The organism is Helicobacter sp. 219-2, from assembly GCF_030053225.1.
Classification (GTDB): Bacteria; Campylobacterota; Campylobacteria; order Campylobacterales; family Helicobacteraceae; genus Helicobacter; species Helicobacter pylori_C.
In genome coordinates this window covers 218185-240516 of record NZ_JASGBS010000001.1, presented here as the reverse complement: position 1 = coordinate 240516, position 22332 = coordinate 218185, and the positions used below count along the sequence as shown (strand labels likewise).

Annotated in this window: 21 protein-coding genes and 1 pseudogene; 11 read left to right on the top strand and 11 right to left on the bottom strand. The window is 40.0% G+C overall.

Translation table 11 applies throughout. The annotated features are described in order from the left end of the window. Window positions 1-152: 152 nt before the first annotated feature. Genes P6280_RS01295 through folP form a run of 5 tightly spaced genes read left to right on the top strand, consistent with a single transcriptional unit; the run spans window position 153 to window position 4168 of the window. Window positions 153-626 carry an RNA pyrophosphohydrolase gene (locus tag P6280_RS01295; RefSeq protein ID WP_000902583.1) on the top strand — a complete coding sequence of 158 codons (474 nt, stop codon included), beginning with the start codon at window positions 153-155 and terminating at the stop codon, window positions 624-626. Beyond that, window positions 620-1837, top strand: a complete 1218-nt coding sequence (locus tag P6280_RS01290; protein ID WP_000909709.1) for an aspartate kinase — start codon at window positions 620-622, stop codon at window positions 1835-1837. Before P6280_RS01295 ends, P6280_RS01290 begins: the two co-directional genes overlap by 7 nt. Further along, window positions 1834-2376, top strand: coding sequence for a DNA replication regulator HobA (hobA, locus tag P6280_RS01285; protein WP_000788244.1), 543 nt, complete (start codon window positions 1834-1836; stop codon window positions 2374-2376). Before P6280_RS01290 ends, hobA begins: the two co-directional genes overlap by 4 nt. Then, the gene (locus P6280_RS01280) at window positions 2373-3029 is read left to right on the top strand and encodes a DNA polymerase III subunit delta' (protein ID WP_283236774.1); all 657 of its coding nucleotides are present in this window, start codon (window positions 2373-2375) and stop codon (window positions 3027-3029) included. The genes hobA and P6280_RS01280 overlap by 4 nt, the downstream gene beginning before the upstream one ends. Beyond that, on the top strand, window positions 3026-4168 hold the full coding sequence (gene folP / locus P6280_RS01275) for a dihydropteroate synthase (RefSeq protein WP_283236773.1): 1143 nt from the start codon (window positions 3026-3028) through the stop codon (window positions 4166-4168). The genes P6280_RS01280 and folP overlap by 4 nt, the downstream gene beginning before the upstream one ends. Before the next feature lie 24 nt (window positions 4169-4192). Here the strand turns inward: folP and P6280_RS01270 are convergent, their stop codons facing one another. Next, a complete protein-coding gene (locus P6280_RS01270; protein WP_000301287.1) occupies window positions 4193-4654 on the bottom strand; it encodes an HP1233 family protein in 462 nt (153 codons plus the stop codon). Between the two features lie 386 nt (window positions 4655-5040). On the opposite strand from P6280_RS01270, the gene P6280_RS01265 reads away from it, so the two are divergent. The 5 genes from P6280_RS01265 to P6280_RS01245 all read left to right on the top strand — a co-directional run bounded on the left by P6280_RS01265 (window position 5041) and on the right by P6280_RS01245 (window position 10113). Further along, on the top strand, window positions 5041-5949 hold the full coding sequence (locus tag P6280_RS01265) for a DMT family transporter (protein ID WP_283236772.1): 909 nt from the start codon (window positions 5041-5043) through the stop codon (window positions 5947-5949). Next, on the top strand, window positions 5940-7187 hold the full coding sequence (locus tag P6280_RS01260) for a hypothetical protein (protein ID WP_283236771.1): 1248 nt from the start codon (window positions 5940-5942) through the stop codon (window positions 7185-7187). Before P6280_RS01265 ends, P6280_RS01260 begins: the two co-directional genes overlap by 10 nt. 78 nt (window positions 7188-7265) lie before the next feature. Continuing rightward, window positions 7266-7817, top strand: coding sequence for a DUF507 family protein (locus P6280_RS01255; protein WP_001237418.1), 552 nt, complete (start codon window positions 7266-7268; stop codon window positions 7815-7817). Further along, the gene (carA, locus tag P6280_RS01250) at window positions 7817-8944 is read left to right on the top strand and encodes a glutamine-hydrolyzing carbamoyl-phosphate synthase small subunit (protein ID WP_283236770.1); all 1128 of its coding nucleotides are present in this window, start codon (window positions 7817-7819) and stop codon (window positions 8942-8944) included. The genes P6280_RS01255 and carA overlap by 1 nt, the downstream gene beginning before the upstream one ends. Before the next feature lie 164 nt (window positions 8945-9108). Beyond that, window positions 9109-10113 (top strand): formamidase, encoded by a 1005-nt coding sequence (locus tag P6280_RS01245; protein ID WP_033595750.1) that lies wholly within the window; start codon window positions 9109-9111, stop codon window positions 10111-10113. Window positions 10114-10192: 79 nt separating this feature from the next. Here P6280_RS01245 and P6280_RS01240 read toward each other — a convergent pair whose 3' ends face one another. The 3 genes from P6280_RS01240 to alaS all read right to left on the bottom strand — a co-directional run bounded on the left by P6280_RS01240 (window position 10193) and on the right by alaS (window position 13680). Next, a complete protein-coding gene (locus P6280_RS01240; RefSeq protein WP_283236769.1) occupies window positions 10193-10450 on the bottom strand; it encodes a hypothetical protein in 258 nt (85 codons plus the stop codon). 112 nt (window positions 10451-10562) lie between these two features. Then, on the bottom strand, window positions 10563-11135 hold the full coding sequence (gene maf / locus P6280_RS01235) for a septum formation inhibitor Maf (protein WP_283236768.1): 573 nt from the start codon (window positions 11133-11135) through the stop codon (window positions 10563-10565). A 1-nt stretch (window position 11136) separates the two neighbouring features. After that, window positions 11137-13680 (bottom strand): alanine--tRNA ligase, encoded by a 2544-nt coding sequence (gene alaS / locus P6280_RS01230; protein ID WP_283236767.1) that lies wholly within the window; start codon window positions 13678-13680, stop codon window positions 11137-11139. Between the two features lie 119 nt (window positions 13681-13799). On the opposite strand from alaS, the gene P6280_RS01225 reads away from it, so the two are divergent. Then, window positions 13800-14030, top strand: coding sequence for an HP1242/YdcH family protein (locus P6280_RS01225; RefSeq protein ID WP_000468330.1), 231 nt, complete (start codon window positions 13800-13802; stop codon window positions 14028-14030). Window positions 14031-14803: 773 nt separating this feature from the next. Here the strand turns inward: P6280_RS01225 and babB are convergent. From babB to P6280_RS01190, 7 genes and pseudogenes are all read right to left on the bottom strand, one after another. Beyond that, window positions 14804-16937: pseudogene (gene babB, locus P6280_RS01220) on the bottom strand (Hop family adhesin BabB). A gap of 245 nt (window positions 16938-17182) precedes the next feature. Continuing rightward, window positions 17183-17440, bottom strand: a complete 258-nt coding sequence (gene rpsR, locus P6280_RS01215; protein WP_000440196.1) for a 30S ribosomal protein S18 — start codon at window positions 17438-17440, stop codon at window positions 17183-17185. 23 nt (window positions 17441-17463) lie between these two features. Continuing rightward, a complete protein-coding gene (locus tag P6280_RS01210; RefSeq protein WP_245059656.1) occupies window positions 17464-18009 on the bottom strand; it encodes a single-stranded DNA-binding protein in 546 nt (181 codons plus the stop codon). Between the two features lie 9 nt (window positions 18010-18018). After that, entirely contained in the window at window positions 18019-18447 is a 429-nt protein-coding gene (gene rpsF, locus P6280_RS01205; RefSeq protein WP_220916538.1) for a 30S ribosomal protein S6, read from the bottom strand. A gap of 142 nt (window positions 18448-18589) precedes the next feature. Further along, window positions 18590-19612 carry a DNA polymerase III subunit delta gene (gene holA / locus P6280_RS01200; protein WP_283236766.1) on the bottom strand — a complete coding sequence of 341 codons (1023 nt, stop codon included), beginning with the start codon at window positions 19610-19612 and terminating at the stop codon, window positions 18590-18592. Then, window positions 19602-21536: an RNB domain-containing ribonuclease gene (locus tag P6280_RS01195; protein WP_283236765.1), complete on the bottom strand. Its 1935-nt coding sequence runs from the start codon at window positions 21534-21536 to the stop codon at window positions 19602-19604. Before P6280_RS01195 ends, holA begins: the two co-directional genes overlap by 11 nt. Next, window positions 21536-22327, bottom strand: coding sequence for a shikimate dehydrogenase (locus tag P6280_RS01190; protein ID WP_283236764.1), 792 nt, complete (start codon window positions 22325-22327; stop codon window positions 21536-21538). The genes P6280_RS01195 and P6280_RS01190 overlap by 1 nt, the downstream gene beginning before the upstream one ends. Window positions 22328-22332: the final 5 nt, after the last annotated feature.

Below are 22332 nucleotides of genomic sequence, written 5' to 3'. Positions count from 1 at the left end.
TTATTTTTAATAGCGCTGTTTGGGCGCTATTAAAATGAGTTTCAAGCCCTTTTTTTAATTTTTGATTTTAATGGCATTCTTAACCCTACTTAAAGCCAGCATGCACTATAATACCATCTTAATCAAACAAGAAAGAGCCAGAATAAAGACCTATGCTACATAAAAAATATCGTCCTAATGTTGCGGCCATTATCATGTCGCCAGATTACCCTAATACATGCGAAGTTTTTATCGCTGAGCGCATAGATATTGAAGGGGCGTGGCAATTCCCCCAAGGGGGCATTGATGAGGGCGAAACCCCTTTAGAAGCGCTCCATAGAGAATTATTAGAAGAAATTGGCACGAATGAAATAGAGATTTTAGCGCAATACCCTAGATGGATCGCCTATGATTTCCCAAGCAATATAGAGCATAAATTCTATTCGTTTGACGGGCAAAAGCAACGCTATTTTTTAGTGCGCCTAAAGCATGCCAACAACATTGATTTGAACAAACACACGCCAGAATTTAGAGCCTATCAATTCATTCATCTTAAGGATTTGCTTAAAAAAATCGTTCCCTTTAAACGCCAAGTGTATCGCCAAGTCATTGCTTATTTCAAAAGAGAGGGGTATTTAGGGTGTTAATCGTTCAAAAATACGGCGGCACGAGCATGGGCAGCGTGGAAAGGATCCACAATGTCGCCCAAAGGGTTTTAGAAAGCGTTAAATTAGGGCATCAGGTGGTGGTGGTGGTTTCGGCGATGAGCGGCGAAACCGATAGGCTTTTAGAATTTGGCAAGAATTTTAGCCATAACCCTAACAAGCGAGAAATGGACAGGATTGTAAGCACGGGGGAATTGATTTCAAGCGCGGCTTTGAGCATGGCGTTAGAGAGGTATGGGCATAGAGCCATTTCATTGAGCGGGAAAGAAGCGGGCATTTTAACCAGCTCGCATTTTCAAAACGCCGTGATCCAATCCATTGACACCAAACGCATCACAGAGCTTTTAGAAAAAAATTACATTGTGGTGATCGCTGGGTTTCAAGGCGCTGACATTCAAGGCGAAACAACGACTTTAGGGCGTGGGGGGAGCGATTTGAGCGCGGTCGCTTTGGCCGGGGCTTTAAAAGCGCATTTGTGCGAAATCTATACGGATGTGGATGGCGTTTATACCACTGATCCGCGCATTGAAGAAAAGGCTCAAAAAATCACGCAAATCAGCTATGATGAAATGCTTGAACTGGCTTCTATGGGGGCTAAAGTTTTATTAAACCGCTCGGTAGAATTAGCCAAAAAACTCAGTGTGAAGTTAGTGACTCGCAATTCGTTTAACCATAGCGAAGGCACGCTCATTGTGGCTGAAAAAGACTTTAAAGGAGAACGCATGGAAACCCCTATAGTGAGTGGGATCGCATTGGATAAAAATCAGGCTCGTGTGAGCATGGAGGGCGTGGAGGATAGGCCAGGCATTGCCGCTGAAATCTTTGGCGCTTTAGCGGAGTATCGCATTAATGTGGATATGATCGTCCAAACGATCGGCAGAGACGGCAAAACCGATTTGGATTTTACGATCGTTAAAACCCAAATAGAAGAAACCAAGCAAGCCTTAAAGCCTTTTTTAGCGCAAATGGATTCCATTGATTATGATGAAAATATCGCTAAAGTTTCCATAGTGGGCGTAGGCATGAAGTCGCATTCTGGGGTAGCGAGCACCGCTTTTAAAGCCCTAGCCAAAGACAATATCAATATCATGATGATTTCTACAAGCGAGATTAAAATTTCGGTTTTGATTGACATTAAATACGCTGAATTAGCCGTTAGAACTTTGCATGCGGTATATCAATTGGATCAATGAAAAATTTCTACGACTGGATTAAGGAATTTGTGCGCGATCAGGGGGAGTTTATTGCCCAACAAAGCGGGTGGCTGGAATTGGAGCGATCCAGCTATGCCAAACTCATCGCGCAAACCATCTCGCATGTGCTTAATGGCGGATCGCTGTTAGTGAGTGCTGATTCTTCTAGGCACTGGTTTTTAAACTACATTCTTTCTAACCTAAACCCCAAAGATTTAAAAGAGCGCCCCTTATTGTCAGTCATTGATTTTAACGCTTCTTCTTTCTACCCCAAAAACGATGCGAATCTCTCTCTAGCCACCATAGAGATGACTTATCAAAACCCCATGTTTTGGCATGTTGGGAGAGTTGAAAATGAAGGCTTGAAAACGATACTACTGAGTAAAATCCCTAGTTTTTTATGGCTTTTTGAAGAGCTTAAAGAAGATTGCTTGCTTTTAAAAGAGCATGACATCTTATTGGATTATAAATTATTGCAACTCTTCAAACTCTTTGAAAACGCGCTTTTTAGCACGCTATACAATAAGATCACTCTGTGAAAAACTTCAACCGCCTTATTTATACGGACAATCTTGAAGAGAGCCTAGAAGAGACTGCAAGCTTTTTCAAGCGCCACATTAAATTCTACACCGAGATCATTGAAAAAGACAAAAAGGTGATCAAAACTTTTAACAAGGACTTTAAAATAGAGCATGCCAAAGAAGTTATTTCAAAGGCTCATTTAAAACACAGCGAACCAAACGCCTTTTTAATCGCTGCACCTAGTTATGGCACAGAAGCCCAAAACGCGCTTTTAAAGATCTTAGAAGAACCCCCGAATAATGTTTGTTTTATCATGTTTGCTAAAAGCCCAAACCATGTTTTAGCCACCATTAAATCCCGCTTAATCAAAGAAGACAAGCGCCAAAAAATCCCCCTAAAACCTTTAGATTTGGATTTATCAAGGCTGGATTTGAAAGATATTTATGCGTTTTTAAAAAATTTAGACAAAGAAAATTTTGATTCCAGAGAAAATCAGAGGGAAAAAATTGAAAGCCTGTTAGAGAGCGTTAATAGGCATAAGATCCCCTTAAACGAGCAAGAATTGCAAGCCTTTGATTTAGCGATTAAGGCTAACAGCTCTTATTACAAGCTCAGTTACAATCTTTTACCCCTGCTTTTAAGCCTTTTATCCAAAAAGAAAACGCCATGATTGTAAAACGCCTTAACCCTGATGCACTCAAAAACGCTTTACAAAAAATAGGCCCAGAAAAGATCGCACAAGATCGCATGCGCCAAAAAGGCGTTAGCTTTATTTTTGAAATCCAACACCTGCCCTTAAGTGCTACATTGATTTTAAAGCAAGAGGCCATAAGCGTTGGGGGTGATTTTGCCACGCCAAGAGATTGTATTTTAGCTAAAGAGCCTTTTTATGATGGGGTGTTGATTGTGAGCGCTAAGCAATTAGAACGCCTGATTGTTAAGTGCCATTCCCAACCCTTTGGGCTTAAACATTTAGCGCAAGAATTAAAAAGCCACCTTAAATCCCAAAAGCCTAACAACCCACAGATCATGGCAATCTTGAATCTCACGCCGGATAGTTTCTATGAAAAGAGCCGGTTTAGTAGCAAAAAAGCGCTTGAAGAAATCTATCAATGGCTAGAAAAGGGTATCAAACTCATTGATATAGGCGCGGCCAGTTCAAGGCCAAAGAGTGAAATCATTGATCCAAAAGTAGAGCAAGATCGCTTAAAAGAAGTTTTATTAGAGATCAAATCCCAAAAACTCTACCAATGCGCCCAATTCAGCATAGACACCTACCATGCCACAACCGCCCAAATGGCTTTGGAGCATTATTTTTCCATCCTTAATGATGTGAGCGGTTTTAGTCGTATTGAAATGCTAGAAGTCGCCAGAGATTACAAGCCCACTTGCATTTTAATGCACGCTCAAAAAACCCCCAAAGACATGCAAGAAAATGTCTTTTACCACAATCTGTTTGATGAAATGGATCGCTTCTTTAAGGAAAAACTAGAGGTTTTAGAAAAATACGCGCTACAAGATATTATTTTAGATATTGGGTTTGGATTCGCTAAATTAAAAGAGCATAATTTAGCCTTAATCAAGCATTTAAGCCACTTTCTCAAATTCAAAAAACCCCTATTGGTGGGAGCGAGTCGTAAAAACACGATCGGGCTTATCACCGGGCGTGAAGTTCAAGACCGGCTCGCCGGCACTTTGAGTTTGCATTTAATGGCACTGCAAAATGGAGCGAGTATTTTAAGAGTGCATGACATTGATGAGCATATAGACCTCATCAAGGTGCTTAAAAGTTTGGAAGAAACAAATTGAAAAGCACCTCGCCCTAACCCCATTTTAAAGGGTAACATCCATAGAAGAAGGGTTGTTATAAGCGTTCTGGTAGCGTTGCAAAAAAGCGTTATGGTTGGTAGCGTTAAAGGTTTGTAGGGCTTTTTTGTGCAAGCCATTTATCGGTTGTTTGGGAGCGTTTTCCACTTCTTTAGAGAATTTCCCGTTATAAAAATCCGTCAAACTATAGAGCGACTGAGCGGCCAAGCGTTTTTGGCTCTCATCCATTCCGGCCGTAGCCCTCAAAAAAGCCTCATACTCTCTGTCGCTCATCAATTCTAAAACCAAAAAGCCGTAAGTTTCTCGCTTGTCAGGGTTAAAGGGGAGGTTTTCTGTTGGAGCGTCCTTTTTTTCTCGCTCTACTTTTTCTGTGTTTTCAATAGGAGCTAGGTCTTCTTTAGGAGCGCTTTTAGCGTTTAAAAGCCCATAGAGGTTAGAGTCAAACTGATTGATAGAAGAAACAGCCATGCGAATTTCCTAAAATTGGATTTTACGCTAATATTAAGCAAAATCCATTCCCCAATGAGATAATCCTCATAGCATGGGGTTTTTAACAAAACAAGGGACTTGAAAAGCTTAAAAGAGTTTTCTAAGTGGTGGCGTTCAAACCCTTTAAAAAGGGTCTAGGAGTTTATTTCAAAAAGGATTCGTGTTTTTATGTTTTCATGTTTCAAGGAGTTTGAAGTGCTAAAGCTTCTAGAATCATTCTAGACAAAAGGTAAAACTCCTAGAGCATTGTTATAACATGATTTTACCAACCAATGCAACTTTTATGCTTTTAAAGCTTAAAAACTTTAAGTCTTAATTAGAGATTTTAGGTTAAACTACCCTAAAAATCTTTACGGGTAAAAGGCATGCGTAACACCATTTTATTTGGCGTTTCAATGATACTCTTGGCGAATTTTTGCTTTGGGATCATGAGCGCGTTTGTTAAAATCACAGCGGATTATTTTTCCCCTATGGAAAATGTGTTTTACCGCTCCATTACCATGACGCTCTTACTCTTACTTATTTATCCTTTCAAACCCTACCGCTTAAAAAGCTACAAACAAGGCGGTTTTAAAAAGCTCGCTTTTAGGGTCGTTGTAGGGGGCTTAGCCATGCTAGCGTTTTTTTATAATATTGAAAAAATTTCGCTCGCTACAGCGACGGCTTTCTCGCAGTGCGCGCCTATTTATACGGTGCTTCTTTCCCCTTTGCTTTTGAAAGAAAAGCTCAAAAGAAGCGCGTTAATTTCCGCATGCATCGGGCTAGTGGGGGTGGTGTTGATTTCAGATCCTAGCGTGGAAAATGTGGGGCCGGTTGAAATTCTTATGGGCATATTGAGCGGGATCTTTGTGTCTTTAGCGTATATCACTTTAAGGGATTTGAGAGAATATTACGACAAGCAAGCCGTGATTTTAGCGTTCGCCTTTGGCATGAGTGTGCTAGGGCTTGTGGGCATGTTCATTGATATTCCTTTTTTATCCACAGGCGTTCATATTCCCAGAAAAGAAGACATTTTGTGGATTTCTTTAATAGGGATTAGCGGGACTTTAGGGCAGTATTTCTTAACTTATGCTTACATGAACGCTCCTGCTGGGATCATTGCCCCGATTGAATACACCCGCATTGTTTGGGGGCTGTTGTTTGGGCTGTATTTAGGCGATCAATTTTTGGATCTTAAAAGCTCTTTGGGGGTGGCTTTGATTTTATGTTCAGGCTTACTCATTGCTTTGCCCGCTCTTTTAAAAGAATTAAAAAAATTTAAGTCATGCAACTAAGCCCCTTACAAAGCGCTCTGTTATACTTTAGCTATTTTATTTATCCAGAGAAAAAAACAAGAAGCTTTGATTTAAGCGATTTAGTCTTTATCGTCATGGTTTTTTTAGTCCTGGCTTTGGGGCTGTTGATGAGTAAAGAAATTTCTATCAGCTACAATGAAGCGAAGGATTTTTTTTATAGCAGCGCATGGTTTGTTCAAATCGCTCAAAAAAGCACTGAAATTTTAGGTCAAAACGATTTGGCTTTGAGATTGCCTTTTTTGATCGCTCATCTCATTAACATGTTTTTATTTTATTTGATAGGGCGAAAGATTTTAAAAAAGCCTAAAGACGCCCTTTATGTGGTATTGACTTACGCTTTATTGCCTGGAGTGAATCTCTTTGCGATTTTACTGGCTAAAAGCGTGCTGGTGTTAAGCCTTGGGCTTTTGATTAGCTATTTATATATTAAAACCCAAAAAATCCCTTATTTAACCCTCAACGCTTGCGCGTTTTTAGACGACGCGTTTATCCCGCTTTTATTAGGGGTTTTTGCCTACACTTTAAGAAAACGCTATTTTAAGAGCGCGATCTTTGCTTTGGTGGTTTTAATTGTGAATACCGCTCTTTTTAGCGGGAGTTTCAATAAGGGCTTGCCTAGTGGGTATTTTATAGACACATGTCTAGAACTCATGCTTTTATATTCGCCCTTATTGTTCCTCTACTACCCTTATACGCTCTATAAAGCCCTTTTGGATAAAAAGCCATCGTTACTAGCCTTTATGAGCGCGAGCGGTTGGCTTTTCCCTTTGCTTTTGAGCATGCGCCAAGAGATAGATTTAAGAACTTTCGCCCCTTTAGCGTTAATTGGTTTGCCTTTGTTTGTTAAAAGCGTTTTGAATAGCCTTAGGGTGCGTTTGAAGGAATTTAGGGGGCAGTATTATTTGCGCGTTTTCAGTTTGTATCTTTTAATGCTCACTGAAACGCTTTTTTTATGGGGGAGTAAAATTTCTGGCGCTAATGAAAAATTATTAAACCGGCATTTCTTAGCCAAAGAAGTCGCCACAGCCTTGCAATTAAGGGGTATCCATCAAATCCGCACTAACGATAAGCAACTCGCTTTAAGGCTCCAATTCTATGGCATTAAAGAAGGGGGGAGGTTAAGACTGATTAACGCTAAAATTTCTAAAAAACGCCCGGATATTACAATCATCTACGCTGATAAAATTCTACAATCCTATAGTTTGGTGCGCCATTAAACCCATTTTTTAAAAAGCATTTTATCTAAAGAATGATAAAATACGCTCTAAAAATAAATAAAATATGCGAGAAAAATCATGAGACTCAAACTAACCCATATAAACCATATAAGCCATAAGATTGCCAACGACTTTATCCATTCAAAACTATTAGAATTAAAAGCCCCTAGAGAATTATTGTGTGAATTGATAGAAGGGATTTTGGAAAAAAGCGTTAAAAAAGAAAACGCCATAGATGAGCAAGCCAGAGAGCTTTTAGAAGAAAACACCGATGAGATAGAATTCATGCGGATGGATGAAAGGCAGCTTTTTTGGATGATTAAAAGACAGATCGCTCAAAAAGAGGGCTTCCATTTGTTTTGGGAAGAAAGGTGCAACGATTTGTCGCACCAGATTTTGAATAAAATCTTAGATGAGGATTTGATCATGTTTAGCGTGTCTGAAAATTTGATAAGAAACTTGATTTACAAATCCATTGACACCTATTCTAAAGCGTATGAAAGCATTGAAAATGAAGTGCATGAAAAAATCAAACATTACAAACGCAAATTACCCGTAGGGAGCGATGAATATGAGCTTGTGTTTGAAAGGCTCTATGAAGAAGAATTAAGGCGTAAAGGCTTTTTATAATGATCTCTCTCTATTTAGAAAATGGGCTTTTTTTGCAAGCGCAAAGTTTTGGGGCTAGCGGCACGCAAGCAGGCGAGCTTGTTTTTAACACTTCTATGAGTGGCTATCAAGAAGTCATTAGCGACCCTAGCTATAAGGGGCAATTTGTGGTTTTTAGCATGCCTGAAATTGGGGTTGTGGGCGCTAATTCTAAAGATGATGAATCCTTTTTTTCATGCACAGGGATTTTAGCGCGCCATTACAACGAATTTTTTTCTAATTCAAGGGCGGATTTTAGCCTGAGCGCTTATTTGAAAGAGCGTGGCGTTTTAGGGATTTGTGGCGTTGATACCAGGAGTTTGATCAAAACCTTACGCCATCATGGGTGCTTGATGATGGTCGCTTCCACGATAGAGCATGACAAAAACAAGCTTGAAGAAATTTTAAAAAACGCTCCTAAAATTTCTCACTCCCCCTTAGTGTCTAGCGTTTCTACGCCAAAAATCACCACGCACCAGCGCACGGCTTTTGATTTCAAAACCCTAGATTACAAGCCTTTTGATGAAAAAATCTCTCATAAAATTATCGCGGTGCTGGACTTTGGGGCTAAGGGCAATATTTTAAACGAGCTTCAAAATGTGGGGTTAAAAGCCCTTATTTACCCGCACCACACTAAAGCTAGCGAGCTGATTAAGGCCTATGAAAAAAAAGAAATTAGCGGGATTTTCCTCTCTAACGGGCCAGGCGATCCTTTGAGTTTGCAGCAAGAAATTGAAGAAATCAAACAACTCATTGACGCTAAAATCCCCATGTTTGGCATTTGCTTAGGGCATCAATTGCTCTCTATCGCGCAAGGCTACCCTACTTACAAACTCAAATTTGGCCATCATGGGAGCAACCACCCCGTTAAAAACCTAAAAACAAACGCCGTTGAAATCACTGCGCAAAACCACAACTATTGCATCCCTGAAGAAATTGAAGAAATCGCTGTTATCACGCACCGCAACCTTTTTGACAACACCATTGAGGGCGTGCGTTACAAAAACGCTCCCATCATCTCTGTCCAGCACCACCCAGAAAGCAGCCCCGGCCCCAAAGAGAGCCACTATATTTTTAAAGAATTTGTGGAATTGTTAAAGGGTTTTTAGGGGTTTTTAAAGCAATACCCATAGAGGTTGAAAAGCGCTTTAAAAATAGATTTAAATCTTTTTATCAAAAAATCTCGCGTTTACTCTAAATTAGTTCTCTTGCAATAGTATTCTCTCGCAATAACATTATTGTTATTGCGACAAAACTTTTAGAAGGAGTTATTATGGGAAGTATCGGTAGTATGGGCAAACCTATTGAAGGGTTTTTAGTGGCAGCCATTCAGTTTCCTGTGCCAATTGTCAATAGCCGTAAGGATATTGATCACAATATTGAAAGCATTATCAGAACCTTGCATGCGACTAAAGCGGGGTATCCGGGAGTGGAACTTATCATTTTCCCTGAGTATAGCACGCAAGGTTTGAATACCGCTAAGTGGCTTAGCGAAGAGTTTTTACTAGATGTCCCGGGTAAAGAGACAGAGTTATACGCTAAAGCGTGTAAAGAGGCGAAAGTTTATGGTGTTTTTTCCATCATGGAACGCAATCCTGATTCTAACAAAAACCCCTACAACACCGCCATCATCATTGATCCGCAAGGTAAAATCGTTTTAAAATACCGCAAGCTATTCCCATGGAATCCCATTGAGCCATGGTATCCTGGGGATTTAGGAATGCCTGTGTGCGAGGGTCCGGGCGGATCAAAATTAGCCGTGTGCATTTGCCATGACGGCATGATTCCAGAACTCGCTAGAGAAGCGGCCTATAAAGGGTGCAATGTGTATATCCGCATTTCAGGCTATAGCACTCAAGTCAATGATCAATGGATTTTGACCAACCGCTCCAATGCGTGGCACAATTTGATGTATACCGTGAGCGTGAATTTAGCCGGCTATGATAATGTCTTTTACTACTTTGGTGAGGGGCAAATCTGTAACTTTGATGGCACGACTCTTGTTCAAGGACACCGCAACCCTTGGGAGATTGTAACTGGGGAAATCTATCCTAAAATGGCAGACAACGCCCGCTTAAGTTGGGGCTTAGAAAACAACATTTACAACCTAGGCCATAGAGGGTATGTGGCTAAACCGGGCGGAGAACATGACGCAGGCTTAACCTACATCAAAGACTTAGCCGCCGGTAAATACAAATTGCCTTGGGAAGATCACATGAAAATCAAAGATGGCTCTATTTATGGCTACCCTACCACCGGTGGGCGTTTTGGGAAATAATCCCTAACCTTGTATTTTTGCTAGAACCTGTTTTTAAAGGTTCTAGTTTCTCCCGTATTTTAATTTTTCCAATCAATTTTTACGAATAGTCTTCTATTGTAGAACATGTAAAAAAACCCATAATAAGCGTAAGCCCCCATAAAGCGATATAGCCCACACAAAACCATGTTATTTTTGATAAAGACCACCACCACATTGTAGATGATAGAGTGCTAAAATCTGTAATAATGCCATAGCCAAAATAGATCATTCCCGTTAAACATGCCAATTTATTAGCATGGCAACAAGCACTAATCCCAAAACCACCACCAAAATTGATAAAAGAATACGAGACCAAGACCCCATGACAACTCCTTAAACATCAAATGCTAGAGTATATCGTTTTTTTGTTTGTCAAGGGGGTTTATCAGTCAGTGGATAGTGTTTTAATGCCTATAAAATAATAGCGTTTATAATGATGAAAGTTTAGCCTCTAATTTTAGCGCCCCTAACAAGCCTCCCACATTCAGCCCCAACCCCACGCTTAAATTCTCGTTTGAACTTTTAATATAGGGCTTATGAAAATCCTCTAAACGCACACAGCCTGCACTTTCTTGCCACAAACCGCTCTCTAAATATTTTTCTATCTCGCTAGGATCAAACGCCTTTAAACGCGCTCTAAAAACCGATAGATCCAGCCATTCTAATGCGGGAGAAATGAACGCAGAGCAGGTTAAAACTTCTATTTCATTACCATTTTGGCATTTTAAAAATTCAAGGGCTTCTTGCCTGTTTTTAGCTTTTCGTTGCATGCGATTACCCACGCTCACCACGCTATCAGCCACCACAATAGTGCGGTTGTTTGTGAGCAACTCTTTAGCTTTTTCTAATTTCCCCTTGCACGCTAAATAGACAAACTCCCTAGGGTCTGTGGTTTTTAGGCTTTCTTCATCAAAATGAAGCGCTTTTTGTTCAAACTTAATCCCATGCTCTTTTAAAAGATTCGCCCTAGCGCTAGATTGAGAGCCTAAAATAAGCTCCATGCTATCCCTCTAAAGCTTTAAGAGCGGTATTTTTCGCCAAATTGAGCGCGGCTTGCAATTTTTCAATATCCTTGCCTCCAGCGCTCGCAAAATCGCCTCTTCCGCCCCCTTTGCCCCCTAAAATTTGCGCCACTTCATTAGCCCACGCATTCGCTTTTATAGGCGCGTTTTTCACCCCGCATGCAAGAGTGATTCGCTCATTTTCTTTTTTAAACACCATAGCGAGCAATCTTTCATGCTTACTTTTCAACCGATCAATCATTTCTTTAATGTCGCCCTGTTCCACTACGCCCACCACTAAATTCACGCCATGGATTTTTTCAACCGGTAAATCCACAGAAACGGGGGCTTTTTGGCTGTTTTTCACGCTCCCTTTAAGCTTGTTAATGCCGGCTATCACATCGTTATTTTTTAATGCAACCTTAGCGTTTTTAAGCTCTTTATTTTCTTCTTTAGCCAGTTGGTAAAAGGCTTTCCCGCACACCGCTTCAATGCGTCTGACCCCACTACTCACCCCGCTTTCTTTTACAATCCTAAACCCCCCAATCAGCCCGGTATTTTCCACATGAATGCCCCCACACAATTCAATGGACGCTTCTTTAAAGCTCACCACCCGCACATTTTCAGCGTATTTTTCACTAAATAACGCTAACGCTCCCTTATCTTTAGCCTGATTTAAGGGCATATGCTCCACCTGGCTATTTAGGTGCTTGAAAATTTGAGCGTTGACTAAATCTTCTACTTTTTCTAGCTCTTCATCATTGAGCGCTTTAGGGTGCGAGAAATCAAAGCGCAATCGTTTGGATTCCACTAAACTCCCTGCTTGACTCACATGCGAGCCTAAAACTTCTCTTAAAGCGCTCTGCAATAAATGCGTCGCGCTATGGTGTTTGGCGATTTCTAAACGCTCATCGCTCACTTGCGCGATCACTTGATCGCCTTTTTTTAGCGCTTTTTTGATTTCAAGGAGCGAAAAATTAAGCCCAAAAAAGTTTTTTGTATCCAACACTATAGCCGCTTCTTCATTATCCTTTAAAAGCACGCCCCTATCGCCTATAGCCCCTCCACCCTCAGCGTAAAACGGGGTTTTTTCTAGCAAGACCCAAACTTCTTGGTTAGGATTTGCATCGGTTATTTCTTTAAAATCGCTATCAAAAAACCCTAAGGCTTTAGCGCAACATTCTGTCGTTTCATACCCCACAAATTCGTTGGGCGCATAAGCGTTTAAAATAGCGCTAAAATCAGCGTTGTTTTGTTTGCCTTTCCATGAAGCTTTAGAGCGTTTCACTTGCTCTTGCATGCAAGATTCAAAGCCTTGCATATCCACGCACGCCCCATGACTTCTTAGCATGTCGTTCGTTAAATCCAAAGGAAAACCAAAAGTGTCATAAAGCTTGAAAGCGATCTTGCCATCAAAAATTTTATTTCCATTCAAATGCTCTAAAGACAAGTTAAACAATTCCATGCCCGATTCCAAAGTCTCTAAAAAGCGCTCTTCTTCTTCAAAGCATTCTTTCATTACCATTTCTTTAGATTCTTTCAAATACGCATGCGTGTTAGAAAATTGCTCGCACACCACGCCCACGACTTTGTATAAAAACGCTTTCTTCAAGCCCATTAAGTACCCATGCCTTAAGGCTCGCCTTAAAATGCGCCTTAAAACATAGCCACGGCCTTCCTTATTGAAATGCACCCCTTGAGCGAGCAAAAACGCTACCGCTCTTGCGTGATCGGCCACCACCCTAAAGCTTGGTTGGAATTCGCTCGCATAATCCAGGCTTGTAAGCTCGCTGATTTCTTCCATTAAGGGCGCAAATAATGAAGAATCAAAGTTATTGAGCTTATGCTCTAATAGCGCTTGCACCCTTTCTAATCCCATGCCTGTATCAATGCTAGGCTTTGGCAAGGGGGACAAAACGCCATCATTAGAGCGTTCATATTGCATGAACACCAAATTCCAAATTTCTAAAAACCTATCGCCCTCGCCCCCAAAATAATCCTCGCTCCCCTTAAAGTGTTTTTCGCCTTGATCAATATAGATTTCACTGCAAGGCCCGCAAGGCCCGCTATCGCCCATTTGCCAGAAATTATCTTTATCGCCCATTTTTTTAATCCTGTCAAAAGGCACGAACTTTTCCCACAGCTTAACGGCTTCATCGTCTTTTTCATGCACGCTGATATATAAATCTTTAGGCTTAAACCCTAAATTCTTGGTTACAAATTCCCACGCAAACAAAATCGCTTCTTCTTTGAAATAATCCCCAAAAGAGAAATTCCCTAGCATTTCAAAAAGCGTGTGGTGTCTTGCGGTGTAACCGACATTTTCCAAATCGTTATGCTTGCCACCCGCTCGCATGCACAATTGCGAACTTGTCGCTCTAGGAACGCTAGGGCGTGGCACAATCCCGGTAAAAATATCTTTAAATTGCACCATGCCGGCATTGGTGAAAAGCAAGGTAGCGTCATTAGGCACTAAAGGCATGCTAGGATAAATGGCATGCCCCTTATTGTGAAAAAATTGTAAAAATTCGTTGCGAATATCCATGGGTATTCCTTTTTGTTGTTTTATCGCGCATTTTAAGGCTATTTTATAGCTCTTTTAAGTTGTTTTTTTAAAAAGATAGTTTATTATACTTTAAACATCCAAACTTAAAGGAGAAAACCATGTTCCATGAATTTAGAGATGAAATCAGCGTGTTAAAAGCGAATAATCCGCATTTTGATAAGATTTTTGAAAAACACAACCAACTTGATGATGACATCAAAACCGCTGAACAACAAAACGCTAGCGACGCTGAAGTCAGCCACATGAAAAAACAAAAATTAAAATTAAAAGATGAAATCCACAGCATGATTATAGAGTATAGAGAAAAACAAAAATCTGAGCGTGCTTAAGGTTTGGTCATCTTGGTGGAAACACGCTAAAACGCCTTTTAAAAGGGTGTTTTAGCTCTATCGCTTGGTTAGATTTAATGCTTTGATTTTGAATTAAAGCGTTAGGCTGTTTTTAACTTTGATATTCTTTTTTAAAAAATGGGTTTTTAGAGCTTCATTTTATCGTTTTAGCTCTCATTTATCGTAAAACTCATTTTTTTAAAGTTTTATTTTTTTGAGAATACAGAAGGTGCTTTGAAATCATTCTCTCCTTTTAACCCCACTAAATCCCCCTATAAAATAGTGCTTTTTAAAAAACTATCGCTGAAGTTTTCTACTAACCAAAAACGCTAAAAAGGGTTTTGCTTCAAACCCTCCCAAAATAAAAACTTAAAGATTAAAAAGCGCTTTGAAAAGTCAGTAAAAAATCCGTAAAAAATCAGCAAAAAGAAAAAGATCAAACCCCCCCTATAAAATAGCCCTTTTTAAAAATTATCGCTGAAATTTTCCACTCACTAAAAACGCTAAAAAGGATTTTTCATCAAACCCTCCCAAAATAAAAACTTAAAGATTAAAAAGCGAAAGTAGTGGGGATCAGCAAAAAGAAAAAGATCAATCCCCCTATAAAGAAGTGCTTTTTAAAAATTATCGCTGAAGTTTTCCACCAACTAAAAAGGATTTTTCATCAAACCCCCTCCAAAAAAAGAGGGTTCAAAAAAAAAGGCTTCAAAAAAAAAGAGACTTCAAAAAAAAGCTTTAAAGAAATCCCTTAAAAAGGGAGTTTCATAAAAAGCTTAATACGCAAACACATAATTCAAATACACGCTATAGAGCCTGCGGTATTTGAGTTCAGCCCCCATAAAGGAATAGTAGTTCGTGTTGATAGTAGGGATTTTCACGCCTAACTCAATCCCATGCTGAGCCGCATGATCGCTGCCTTTTTTCTTAGCCCTGGCTAAATTCATCCTCAAACCTAAATTGAATAAGAATTGGAAGTTCGCCACATTCATTTTAGCGTTATAGACATTATTCACGGTGGCTAAATTCACATACTCAGAATTGAGCCATGAAGTGCCCGCTAACGCAATCCCGCCAAAAAGCCCCACAGAAAGCTTGTTGTTCTTGCCTAAGAAATTGGTGGCTTTATCGTTGATGAAGTTATAGAGAGCGTCCGCTCCAAAACCATAAGTCCATACATCAGAAGCCGAGTTGAAGAAGCTGGATTTGATGAACGCATGGTTGTAATCAAAAAAGCCGTAATACCTAGCGCCCCACCTTCTTTTTTGGCCAAAGAATTGTTTGTAACCCACTTGAATACCGATCCCATTCATCGCGCCGTTGTTGGTTTGAGAGCTCACGATGCCCACTTTCCTAAAGGGGTTACGCCCTAGTTCTTGGTTGATGGTTTGGATTTGGTTATAAGAATTTTGATTGAGGTAGTAATTGGTTTCTATGCCTTGCGGGCTATAGGGGTTATTCTTTTGGCTCACCACATTTTGCAAGCTTTGCGCGTTAGGGACTTTAGAAAGCGCGGTGGTGATGCTGTTATAAGTGTTGCCCAATTCGCTGTATCGGGATTTGAAATGCACCAGAGTGTCAGCGATATTTTCTGCTTGCTCTATCTGCTGTTCTTGAGTGCCAAAATGAGAGATGCTGTTGTTTAGATTCGTTATGGTTTGTTCCACATACGCGCAACCGGCCCCCCAAGTGTTAGAAGTTACCTGACCTGGATTGGTGCCCCTACGCTCACCCCCTTGCACTTCATAACACACCCCTAAAGAGTCATTTACAAAGGCTGTAGGGATTTTTTCAAAGTTTTTCACCACTTGTTCGGCTTGGTTTAAGATCTCCGCTTGGGCTTGAGCGTTAGCGAGCATGCTTTGCGCAAATTTAGCGTCTGTGTAGGGGTTGAATGATTTCGCAGTGTCTAGGTCGCTCTGATTTTGCGCGTTTTCACTAACGATTTGGCTTTGCGCGACAGCTTCTTGCGCGTTAGCGATCATGCCTTGGATAGCGCTGATTTCATTGGCAAACATCCCGCACATTGTCCCATTACCGCTTATCCCTGCCCAATACCCGCTACCACCATTCTGGAAGTTTGGGCATGCCTCATTTAAGGTAGTGATAATGACGCTCGCTTGTTTTAAAAGCTCTTGAGCGTTATTTTCTGTGTTGATATTTTCTGTTGTTGGTGTTGGTGTTGTGTTATCCCACGAGGTTGAAATAGCTTTCCCATGGCTCCATGGGTATACTAAAGGGTGGTTTGGTTGGCCACCCGTTCTTTTGTCTCCATTGATAGTGAAATCAAGTTTTGTAGTGGTGTTGCTTAAAACGGGGACCCCATCTCCATTAGCTCCATTGGCTGTCAAAGCCTTTTGAATGATTTGATAGGCTCGATTGATTTTTGCGTAATTTTCAGTGGATATAGGTCCACCATGTTCTGGCTGGTAATACGAATTGCAAGTGAGTGATGGTCGTCGTATTTTGTCCTGGCACATTCTCAAAAGTTTGGATACCTCCATTTTCGTTCTGATTATGACCAGGACCACAAGCAGTAAAAGCATAGCTTGTAACTTGCCACAACCCCACTGCCGCATTCAACGCTAAAAGCACGGCTTGATATGCCGGAGAATTGGTTTTGACATCCAGCAAATTCCTAGAGCTTGAGCCTAGATTATCCCTCACTTCGTTAATCGCGCTCGGGCTAGAGGACAATTGGATAAGGTTGTTTAAGGTGCTGTATTTGGTTAAAAGCTTGCTCAAGTTTTCATAGTTGTCTGAAAGCTGTTGGACGCCTTTGGTGTTTTTCACCACTTGAGAGGCTTCACCGATTTGATAGCCCGCGCTCATGTAAAAGCCGTCATCTTCAGCGCTCAAAGTGGAAACTAAAAGCGAGCCTAAAGCTAATGAAAGGATGTGTTTTTTCATGTTTTCTCCTTATTTAAATTAAAATTAAATTGCTAGGTAAGCCCTATAAAAGCATGGGATCTTATCACAAGATTTCGTTAATATAGCATGAATTGGTAAGATTTTTGCACTAATGGGGCATTTTGTTGTTCCAAAAAAAAAAAAAAAAAAGGTTTTTTGGTGTTTTGAAACCATTTTTTAATATTAAAAAGGGGTTAAATAAGATTAAAGGGGGGCCATACCCCCTATTAGCCCTAATCAAACATTTAGTGCTGTTTAAAAGGGCTATCCACGACTTTTTTCCTATCCACAATGTAGGGGATTAAAGCCATGTGGCGGGCTCTTTTGATCGCTACTTCCACCCTCTCTTGCCACTTTTTGCTATTGCCTGTCAATCTCCTTGGCATGATTTTATAGCGCTCTGATAGCGTGTGCTTGAGCATGTCTAAATCTTTATAGTCAATAAAGCTGATTTTAGCTTCAGTGTATTTGCAATAGCGTTTTGAATAGCGTTTTCTTTCCATAATTTCTCCTTAAATTTTAACCCTTAAAAGGGGATTTCTTCTTCATCAATATTGATTTCAGGCACGCTGTTTTGATACTTGGACGGCTGTGCTTGTAAATTCTCTTTAGCGTGAGCGTTTTGCGCATAACTTTGGGCTTGGCTAAAAGGATCTTGGCTAGGAGCGTTATAATTAGCGGGGTAAGCGTTGTTGAAATTCTCATGCATTACGCTATCTTGCATAGCGTTTGCTTGGGGATTGTCTGACTTTTTATCCATAAATTGCAACGAGTCCGCTGTGATAGTGTGGCGGGAATTTTTTTTGCCCGTTTGATCCATCCAGCTTTCATAAGTCAAACGCCCTTCTATCAAAACGCTTGAACCCTTGCTTAAATACTGGTTAGCGATTTCAGCCGTTCGCCCAAACAAACGCGCATCTATGAAGCACACCTCTTCGCCTAGCGTGCCGTCTTGTTTTTTAAAACGCCTGCTTGTGGCTAAACCTATTGTAGCTGCAGCCGAACCGCTAGGCAAATATTTCAACTCCACATTCCTGGTCAAACGCCCTACCATAATCACTTTATTAAACATGATAAGCCCTTATTCGCTATGAGATCCTACGCTTTCTGCTTCCTCTATGTGGTTAGAATGCGTGTGTTCGGTTTTTTCGTGTTTTTCTTTGGCGTGTGATGGCTTTTTATTAGCCCTATCCACTAACGCATGCCACGCTTCTACTTCTTTTTTGCTTTCGTATTTGATCACAATGAAACGCAACACATCTTCATTGATGCGATACAATCGTTCAAGCTCTAAAATCATTGACGGCTCTGCTTTGAAATACGCCACATAATAATAGCCTCTTTTGTGCTTTTTGATTTCATAAGCTAAATTACGCATGCCCATATCCAGGCTCGTTTCAATCACGCCGTGGTGCTTAGTGATCACTTCTTTATAAAACTCAATTTTGGATTTAATCTCTTCTTCTACTAAAGTAGGTTTGAGAATAAACATCGTTTCATAATGCCTCATCCATTCTCCTTGTGGTTGTATAGCCCTTTTTTTACTAAAAAAGAGCAAGGTCTAAAAAACTTTTGATTATACCTTGCTTTCGCTTGTTTTTGGATTAAATTGAGTTTTATTGGAATATTAAAGCTCAAAACTGGATCATTTTTCAAGGGTTGATGATTTTTTGAATGGGAGTCAAATACAAAAAACCCAATTCCTTTTGCCCTTGCATGCTTTGAATGTGCCATAACCTAAAAATTTCAAAAACTCTCTTATAGCCGGCTTCTTTCAAACGCAGGGCGTTTTTAGCGCAATTTTCGGCAATCTCTTTAGGAGGAGCGTAGCCTAAAACCTCTTTAGCATCCATTAAACCGGTCGTTTTAATGTGAGCGAAAAACAAAAAAAGCTGGTAAAAATAGCGCTCTAACCCCCTTAAAATATCCGCATCTTTTTTGCCCTCTTTTAACAAATAATCATAAATATCAAGCACGCTTTTTTTCAAAAAAAGCCCTAAAATGAGCTTTTGTAAATCCATATCCCCCGCATTGGAGCTTAATTCTTGAATGTCTTCTAAAGTGATGGGCGCGTTTAATATCGCTAGCTTGTCTAAATCGTTAAACGAAACGCTTAAATCTTCGTTATTGGTTTCAAAAAGAGCGTTTAAAAGATGGCTGCTGATGTCTAAATGCAAAAAATTCGCCCTTTCTTGTAAGAATTTCAAACTCTCCCACGCTTTAGGGGTAAAAAAGCGCGCATGGATGGCTTCATCTTTCAAAGGGCTTTTTTGGAAAAATTTAACGATAATTTCGCTAGTGTGTTTGTATTTTGTGGTGTCGCTTTTAGAATTATAAAGCCCTATGATAAGCCTGTTATGGCTAGGCCGCTCTAAAGCTTTTAAAAAAAGATTAATATCATTTTCCTTAAATTTCTTATGCAGGGCAAAATCCAGTTTTAAAATGACTAAACTGCTCCCTCCAAATAAAGAATCCTGCTCTAAAAGAGTCGCAATCTGGCTTTTTTCATAATCGCTCGCATAAAAAAGCGAAGTTTCTATGTCGGGGTTATCGCATTTAAAAAGCGAGCTAATCGTTTGAATATAATAATGGATAAAAAAATCAAACTCCCCATACAAAAACACCGCTTTAGGGAGTCGCTGTTTTAAATAATTGTCCAAATCTTTACGATACATGCTCTTTAATCCTTTCTGTGATTTCGCCCCAAACTTGCCCTAAAACCAAATCCGCATGCGTGATTTTAACGCGCACCTTTTCTAAAGACTTAAAAACCTTGTTCGTTTTAACTAAAACTTTAAGCCCTACCCATTCTTTTAGCCCCACCACCACCCCATCTTTAACCTCCAAAACAACGCCCAAAAATTCTTTTTCTAAAAGTTCTAAAGCTAAGCGAGCGAATTTGCGTTTGACAAAATCCCTTTCAATCAAAGCGGCCTTTTTTTGCAAAGCGTTCAATTCAGCGCATAATTCAGGCGTTTCTTCTAGCAAATACGAACAGCCTTTAGCTTGATGGAACAACAATTCTTTTAAAAGCCTGTGTAAGGCTAAATCGCTGTATCGTCTAATGGGCGAAGTGAAATGCGTATAGCTATCAAACCCCAAACCAAAATGGCTTTCTTGCACGGGGCTATAAAGGGCTAAATTTTGAGATTTAATGATCAAGCGCGAAACCTCTCTTTCTAGCTTCTTTTCTTTGGCTATCTTTAAGGCATGCTCTAAAAAAGAAAAAAAGCCCATGTTTTTAGGGCGCATGATCTCATAATCAAAAAGCTTATCATAGAGGCGTTTTTGCTGCTCCAAACTCGGCTCTTTATGGGTGCGGTATATCCCCTTATTTTGAAAATGCTTATCCAATAAATTCGCGCTAGATTGGTTAGCTAATAGCATGGCTTCTTCTATAAGGGTGTGCGCACTGCTTTCTGTTTGCGTTTCAATTTTTTCTATACGCCCTTCTTTATTCAAATACAGCTTGTTTTCAAACGAATTGAAATTAAACCCCTTTTTTAAACGCTCCTTTTTTAACTTTAAAGCCATTTCTAAAAACCCCAAAAGGCTTTGTTGCAAATCTTTATCCAAAGAGCTTTGTTGGGCGCTTAAAAAATGATTGATTTCTTCATAGGTGCAATTAGCCCTAACTTCAATAACGCCTTGAAACAATCGGGCGTTTTCCAAATTGTCTAAAGGGATTTCATACACTAAAGCCAGGCGTTTTTCAAACGCTTTTAGTGAGCATGCCCCTTGAGACAAACTCAAAGGCAGCATGGGATACACGCTATTAGGGAAATACACGCTAAAGCCCCTAATCCTAGCTTCTTTATCCAAACTGGAATGTTTCGGCACAAATTCGCTCACATCAGCAACCGCCACAAACAAAACCCTTTTTTCTTGGTTATAAAAAATCGCATCGTCAAAATCTTTAGCGTCTTTGGGGTCAATGGTGATAAAAGGGATGTGAGAATAATTGATCCTATTTTTAAAATCGCTCGCTTTAAGTTGCGCGTAATGTTTAGCTAAATTCAAACAATCTTTTGAAAAATCCTTAATCCTGTCAAAAAGGCTTAAAGAAAGGTTTTCATCTATTAAAGGGTCTTCTAAAGCCCCTAAAATTTCGCTGATTTCACGCTTTTTAAGATCGATTTTTACCACGCAATGCCTGGGCAATTCTAGTAAGGATTTTTGGCTGTGCTTTAAAAGAATGGGTTTTTTAAAAGGCTCTTTAAAAGGGATAGCCACAATCTGGTGGTTTTTTTTAACCAGGTAAGCTATCATCGCATGCTCTGCATTTAAAAGAGCGGCTTTAAAAAAGGCTATGGGGCGTTTTTTAGAACATTCTATTTTGCATAAAATCAAAGCGTCTGTTTTAAAAGATGGGGGTAAGTTTTTGATTAAAGGGTCTTTGGGGTAATTTTTCGCTAAAGAAATGAAAAACGCCTTATTTTCTGCCCGCTCAATTCTGCCTATATCAAAGCCTTCTTTTAAAAAATAGCGCTCCTTGTTGCATCTGACTGCTTCTTTTAAAACGCCCTTTTCTACTAGGGGAGCGAACGATTTAGGGATCTTTTTAACCCCAAAAAACAGGCTTCTTAAAAACCCTTGCATCAAAAAACACTTCGCATGACTTCAAACGCTTTTGAATAAGGGATTTGAGAAGCGCTGAATTTTTCAAAACTTAAAGAGGCTTGATAGATGAGCATGTCTTTTCCGTCTTGAAAGGGGATTTTTAACTCTTTGGCTAAAGACAAAAAGGGCGTTAAAAACCCATACGCCAAATCATAAGCGAGCTTAGCCTCTTTAAAATACCCTTTCAAAACCTCTTTATTTAAAGGCAATTCGTTATTCAAACTCGCTGAAGTGGCGTTAATGATCAAATCAAAAGCGCTTTTAGGAGGCTCCATAAAACAATCACAGCCCAAGCGTTGGAAAAAATCCAATCCCCTAAGAGAGCGGTTCAACACGCTCACTTTCAAGCCTTGTTTTTTTAATTCGCACGCTAGGGCTTTAGCGCTCCCCCCAGAGCCTAAAATCAAAGCGTTCTGGTAGCCCTCACCTCCCAAAGAGAGCCAAAAACCTAAAGCATCAGTATTGTAACCCACAAGCTCATCATTTTCCAAAACAAGCGTATTGATTGAAGCGCATTTGTGCGCGATACCTTTGATTTTATCGCAAACTTGAAACGCCCTTTCTTTAAAGGGTAAGGTTACATTAGCCCCACTAAGCCCCAAATGCAAAAACTCGTTTTTGATATGGCTTTCTAAAGGGAGTAATATGGGGTGGTAATGCCCCAAAAACCCTAATTTTTTTTGAAAAGTTAAAAAACAAGCGTTATGGATTAAGGGCGATTTGGAATGTTTAATGGGATTTCCAAAAACCCCAAAAGATTTTAATTTCATTATTC

Bases quoted from the DNA above. Each gene is read 5' to 3' on its own strand.
- P6280_RS01295 (WP_000902583.1), top strand. From the start codon at position 153: ATGCTACATAAAAAATATCGTCCTAATGTTGCGGCCATTATCATGTCG.
- hobA (WP_000788244.1), top strand. From the start codon at position 1,834: ATGAAAAATTTCTACGACTGGATTAAGGAATTTGTGCGCGATCAGGGG.
- folP (WP_283236773.1), top strand. From the start codon at position 3,026: ATGATTGTAAAACGCCTTAACCCTGATGCACTCAAAAACGCTTTACAA.
- P6280_RS01270 (WP_000301287.1), bottom strand. From the start codon at position 4,654: ATGGCTGTTTCTTCTATCAATCAGTTTGACTCTAACCTCTATGGGCTT.
- P6280_RS01265 (WP_283236772.1), top strand. From the start codon at position 5,041: ATGCGTAACACCATTTTATTTGGCGTTTCAATGATACTCTTGGCGAAT.
- P6280_RS01260 (WP_283236771.1), top strand. From the start codon at position 5,940: ATGCAACTAAGCCCCTTACAAAGCGCTCTGTTATACTTTAGCTATTTT.
- P6280_RS01255 (WP_001237418.1), top strand. From the start codon at position 7,266: ATGAGACTCAAACTAACCCATATAAACCATATAAGCCATAAGATTGCC.
- carA (WP_283236770.1), top strand. From the start codon at position 7,817: ATGATCTCTCTCTATTTAGAAAATGGGCTTTTTTTGCAAGCGCAAAGT.
- P6280_RS01245 (WP_033595750.1), top strand. From the start codon at position 9,109: ATGGGAAGTATCGGTAGTATGGGCAAACCTATTGAAGGGTTTTTAGTG.
- maf (WP_283236768.1), bottom strand. From the start codon at position 11,135: ATGGAGCTTATTTTAGGCTCTCAATCTAGCGCTAGGGCGAATCTTTTA.
- alaS (WP_283236767.1), bottom strand. From the start codon at position 13,680: ATGGATATTCGCAACGAATTTTTACAATTTTTTCACAATAAGGGGCAT.
- P6280_RS01225 (WP_000468330.1), top strand. From the start codon at position 13,800: ATGTTCCATGAATTTAGAGATGAAATCAGCGTGTTAAAAGCGAATAAT.
- rpsR (WP_000440196.1), bottom strand. From the start codon at position 17,440: ATGGAAAGAAAACGCTATTCAAAACGCTATTGCAAATACACTGAAGCT.
- P6280_RS01210 (WP_245059656.1), bottom strand. From the start codon at position 18,009: ATGTTTAATAAAGTGATTATGGTAGGGCGTTTGACCAGGAATGTGGAG.
- rpsF (WP_220916538.1), bottom strand. From the start codon at position 18,447: ATGAGGCATTATGAAACGATGTTTATTCTCAAACCTACTTTAGTAGAA.
- holA (WP_283236766.1), bottom strand. From the start codon at position 19,612: ATGTATCGTAAAGATTTGGACAATTATTTAAAACAGCGACTCCCTAAA.
- P6280_RS01195 (WP_283236765.1), bottom strand. From the start codon at position 21,536: ATGCAAGGGTTTTTAAGAAGCCTGTTTTTTGGGGTTAAAAAGATCCCT.
- P6280_RS01190 (WP_283236764.1), bottom strand. From the start codon at position 22,327: ATGAAATTAAAATCTTTTGGGGTTTTTGGAAATCCCATTAAACATTCC.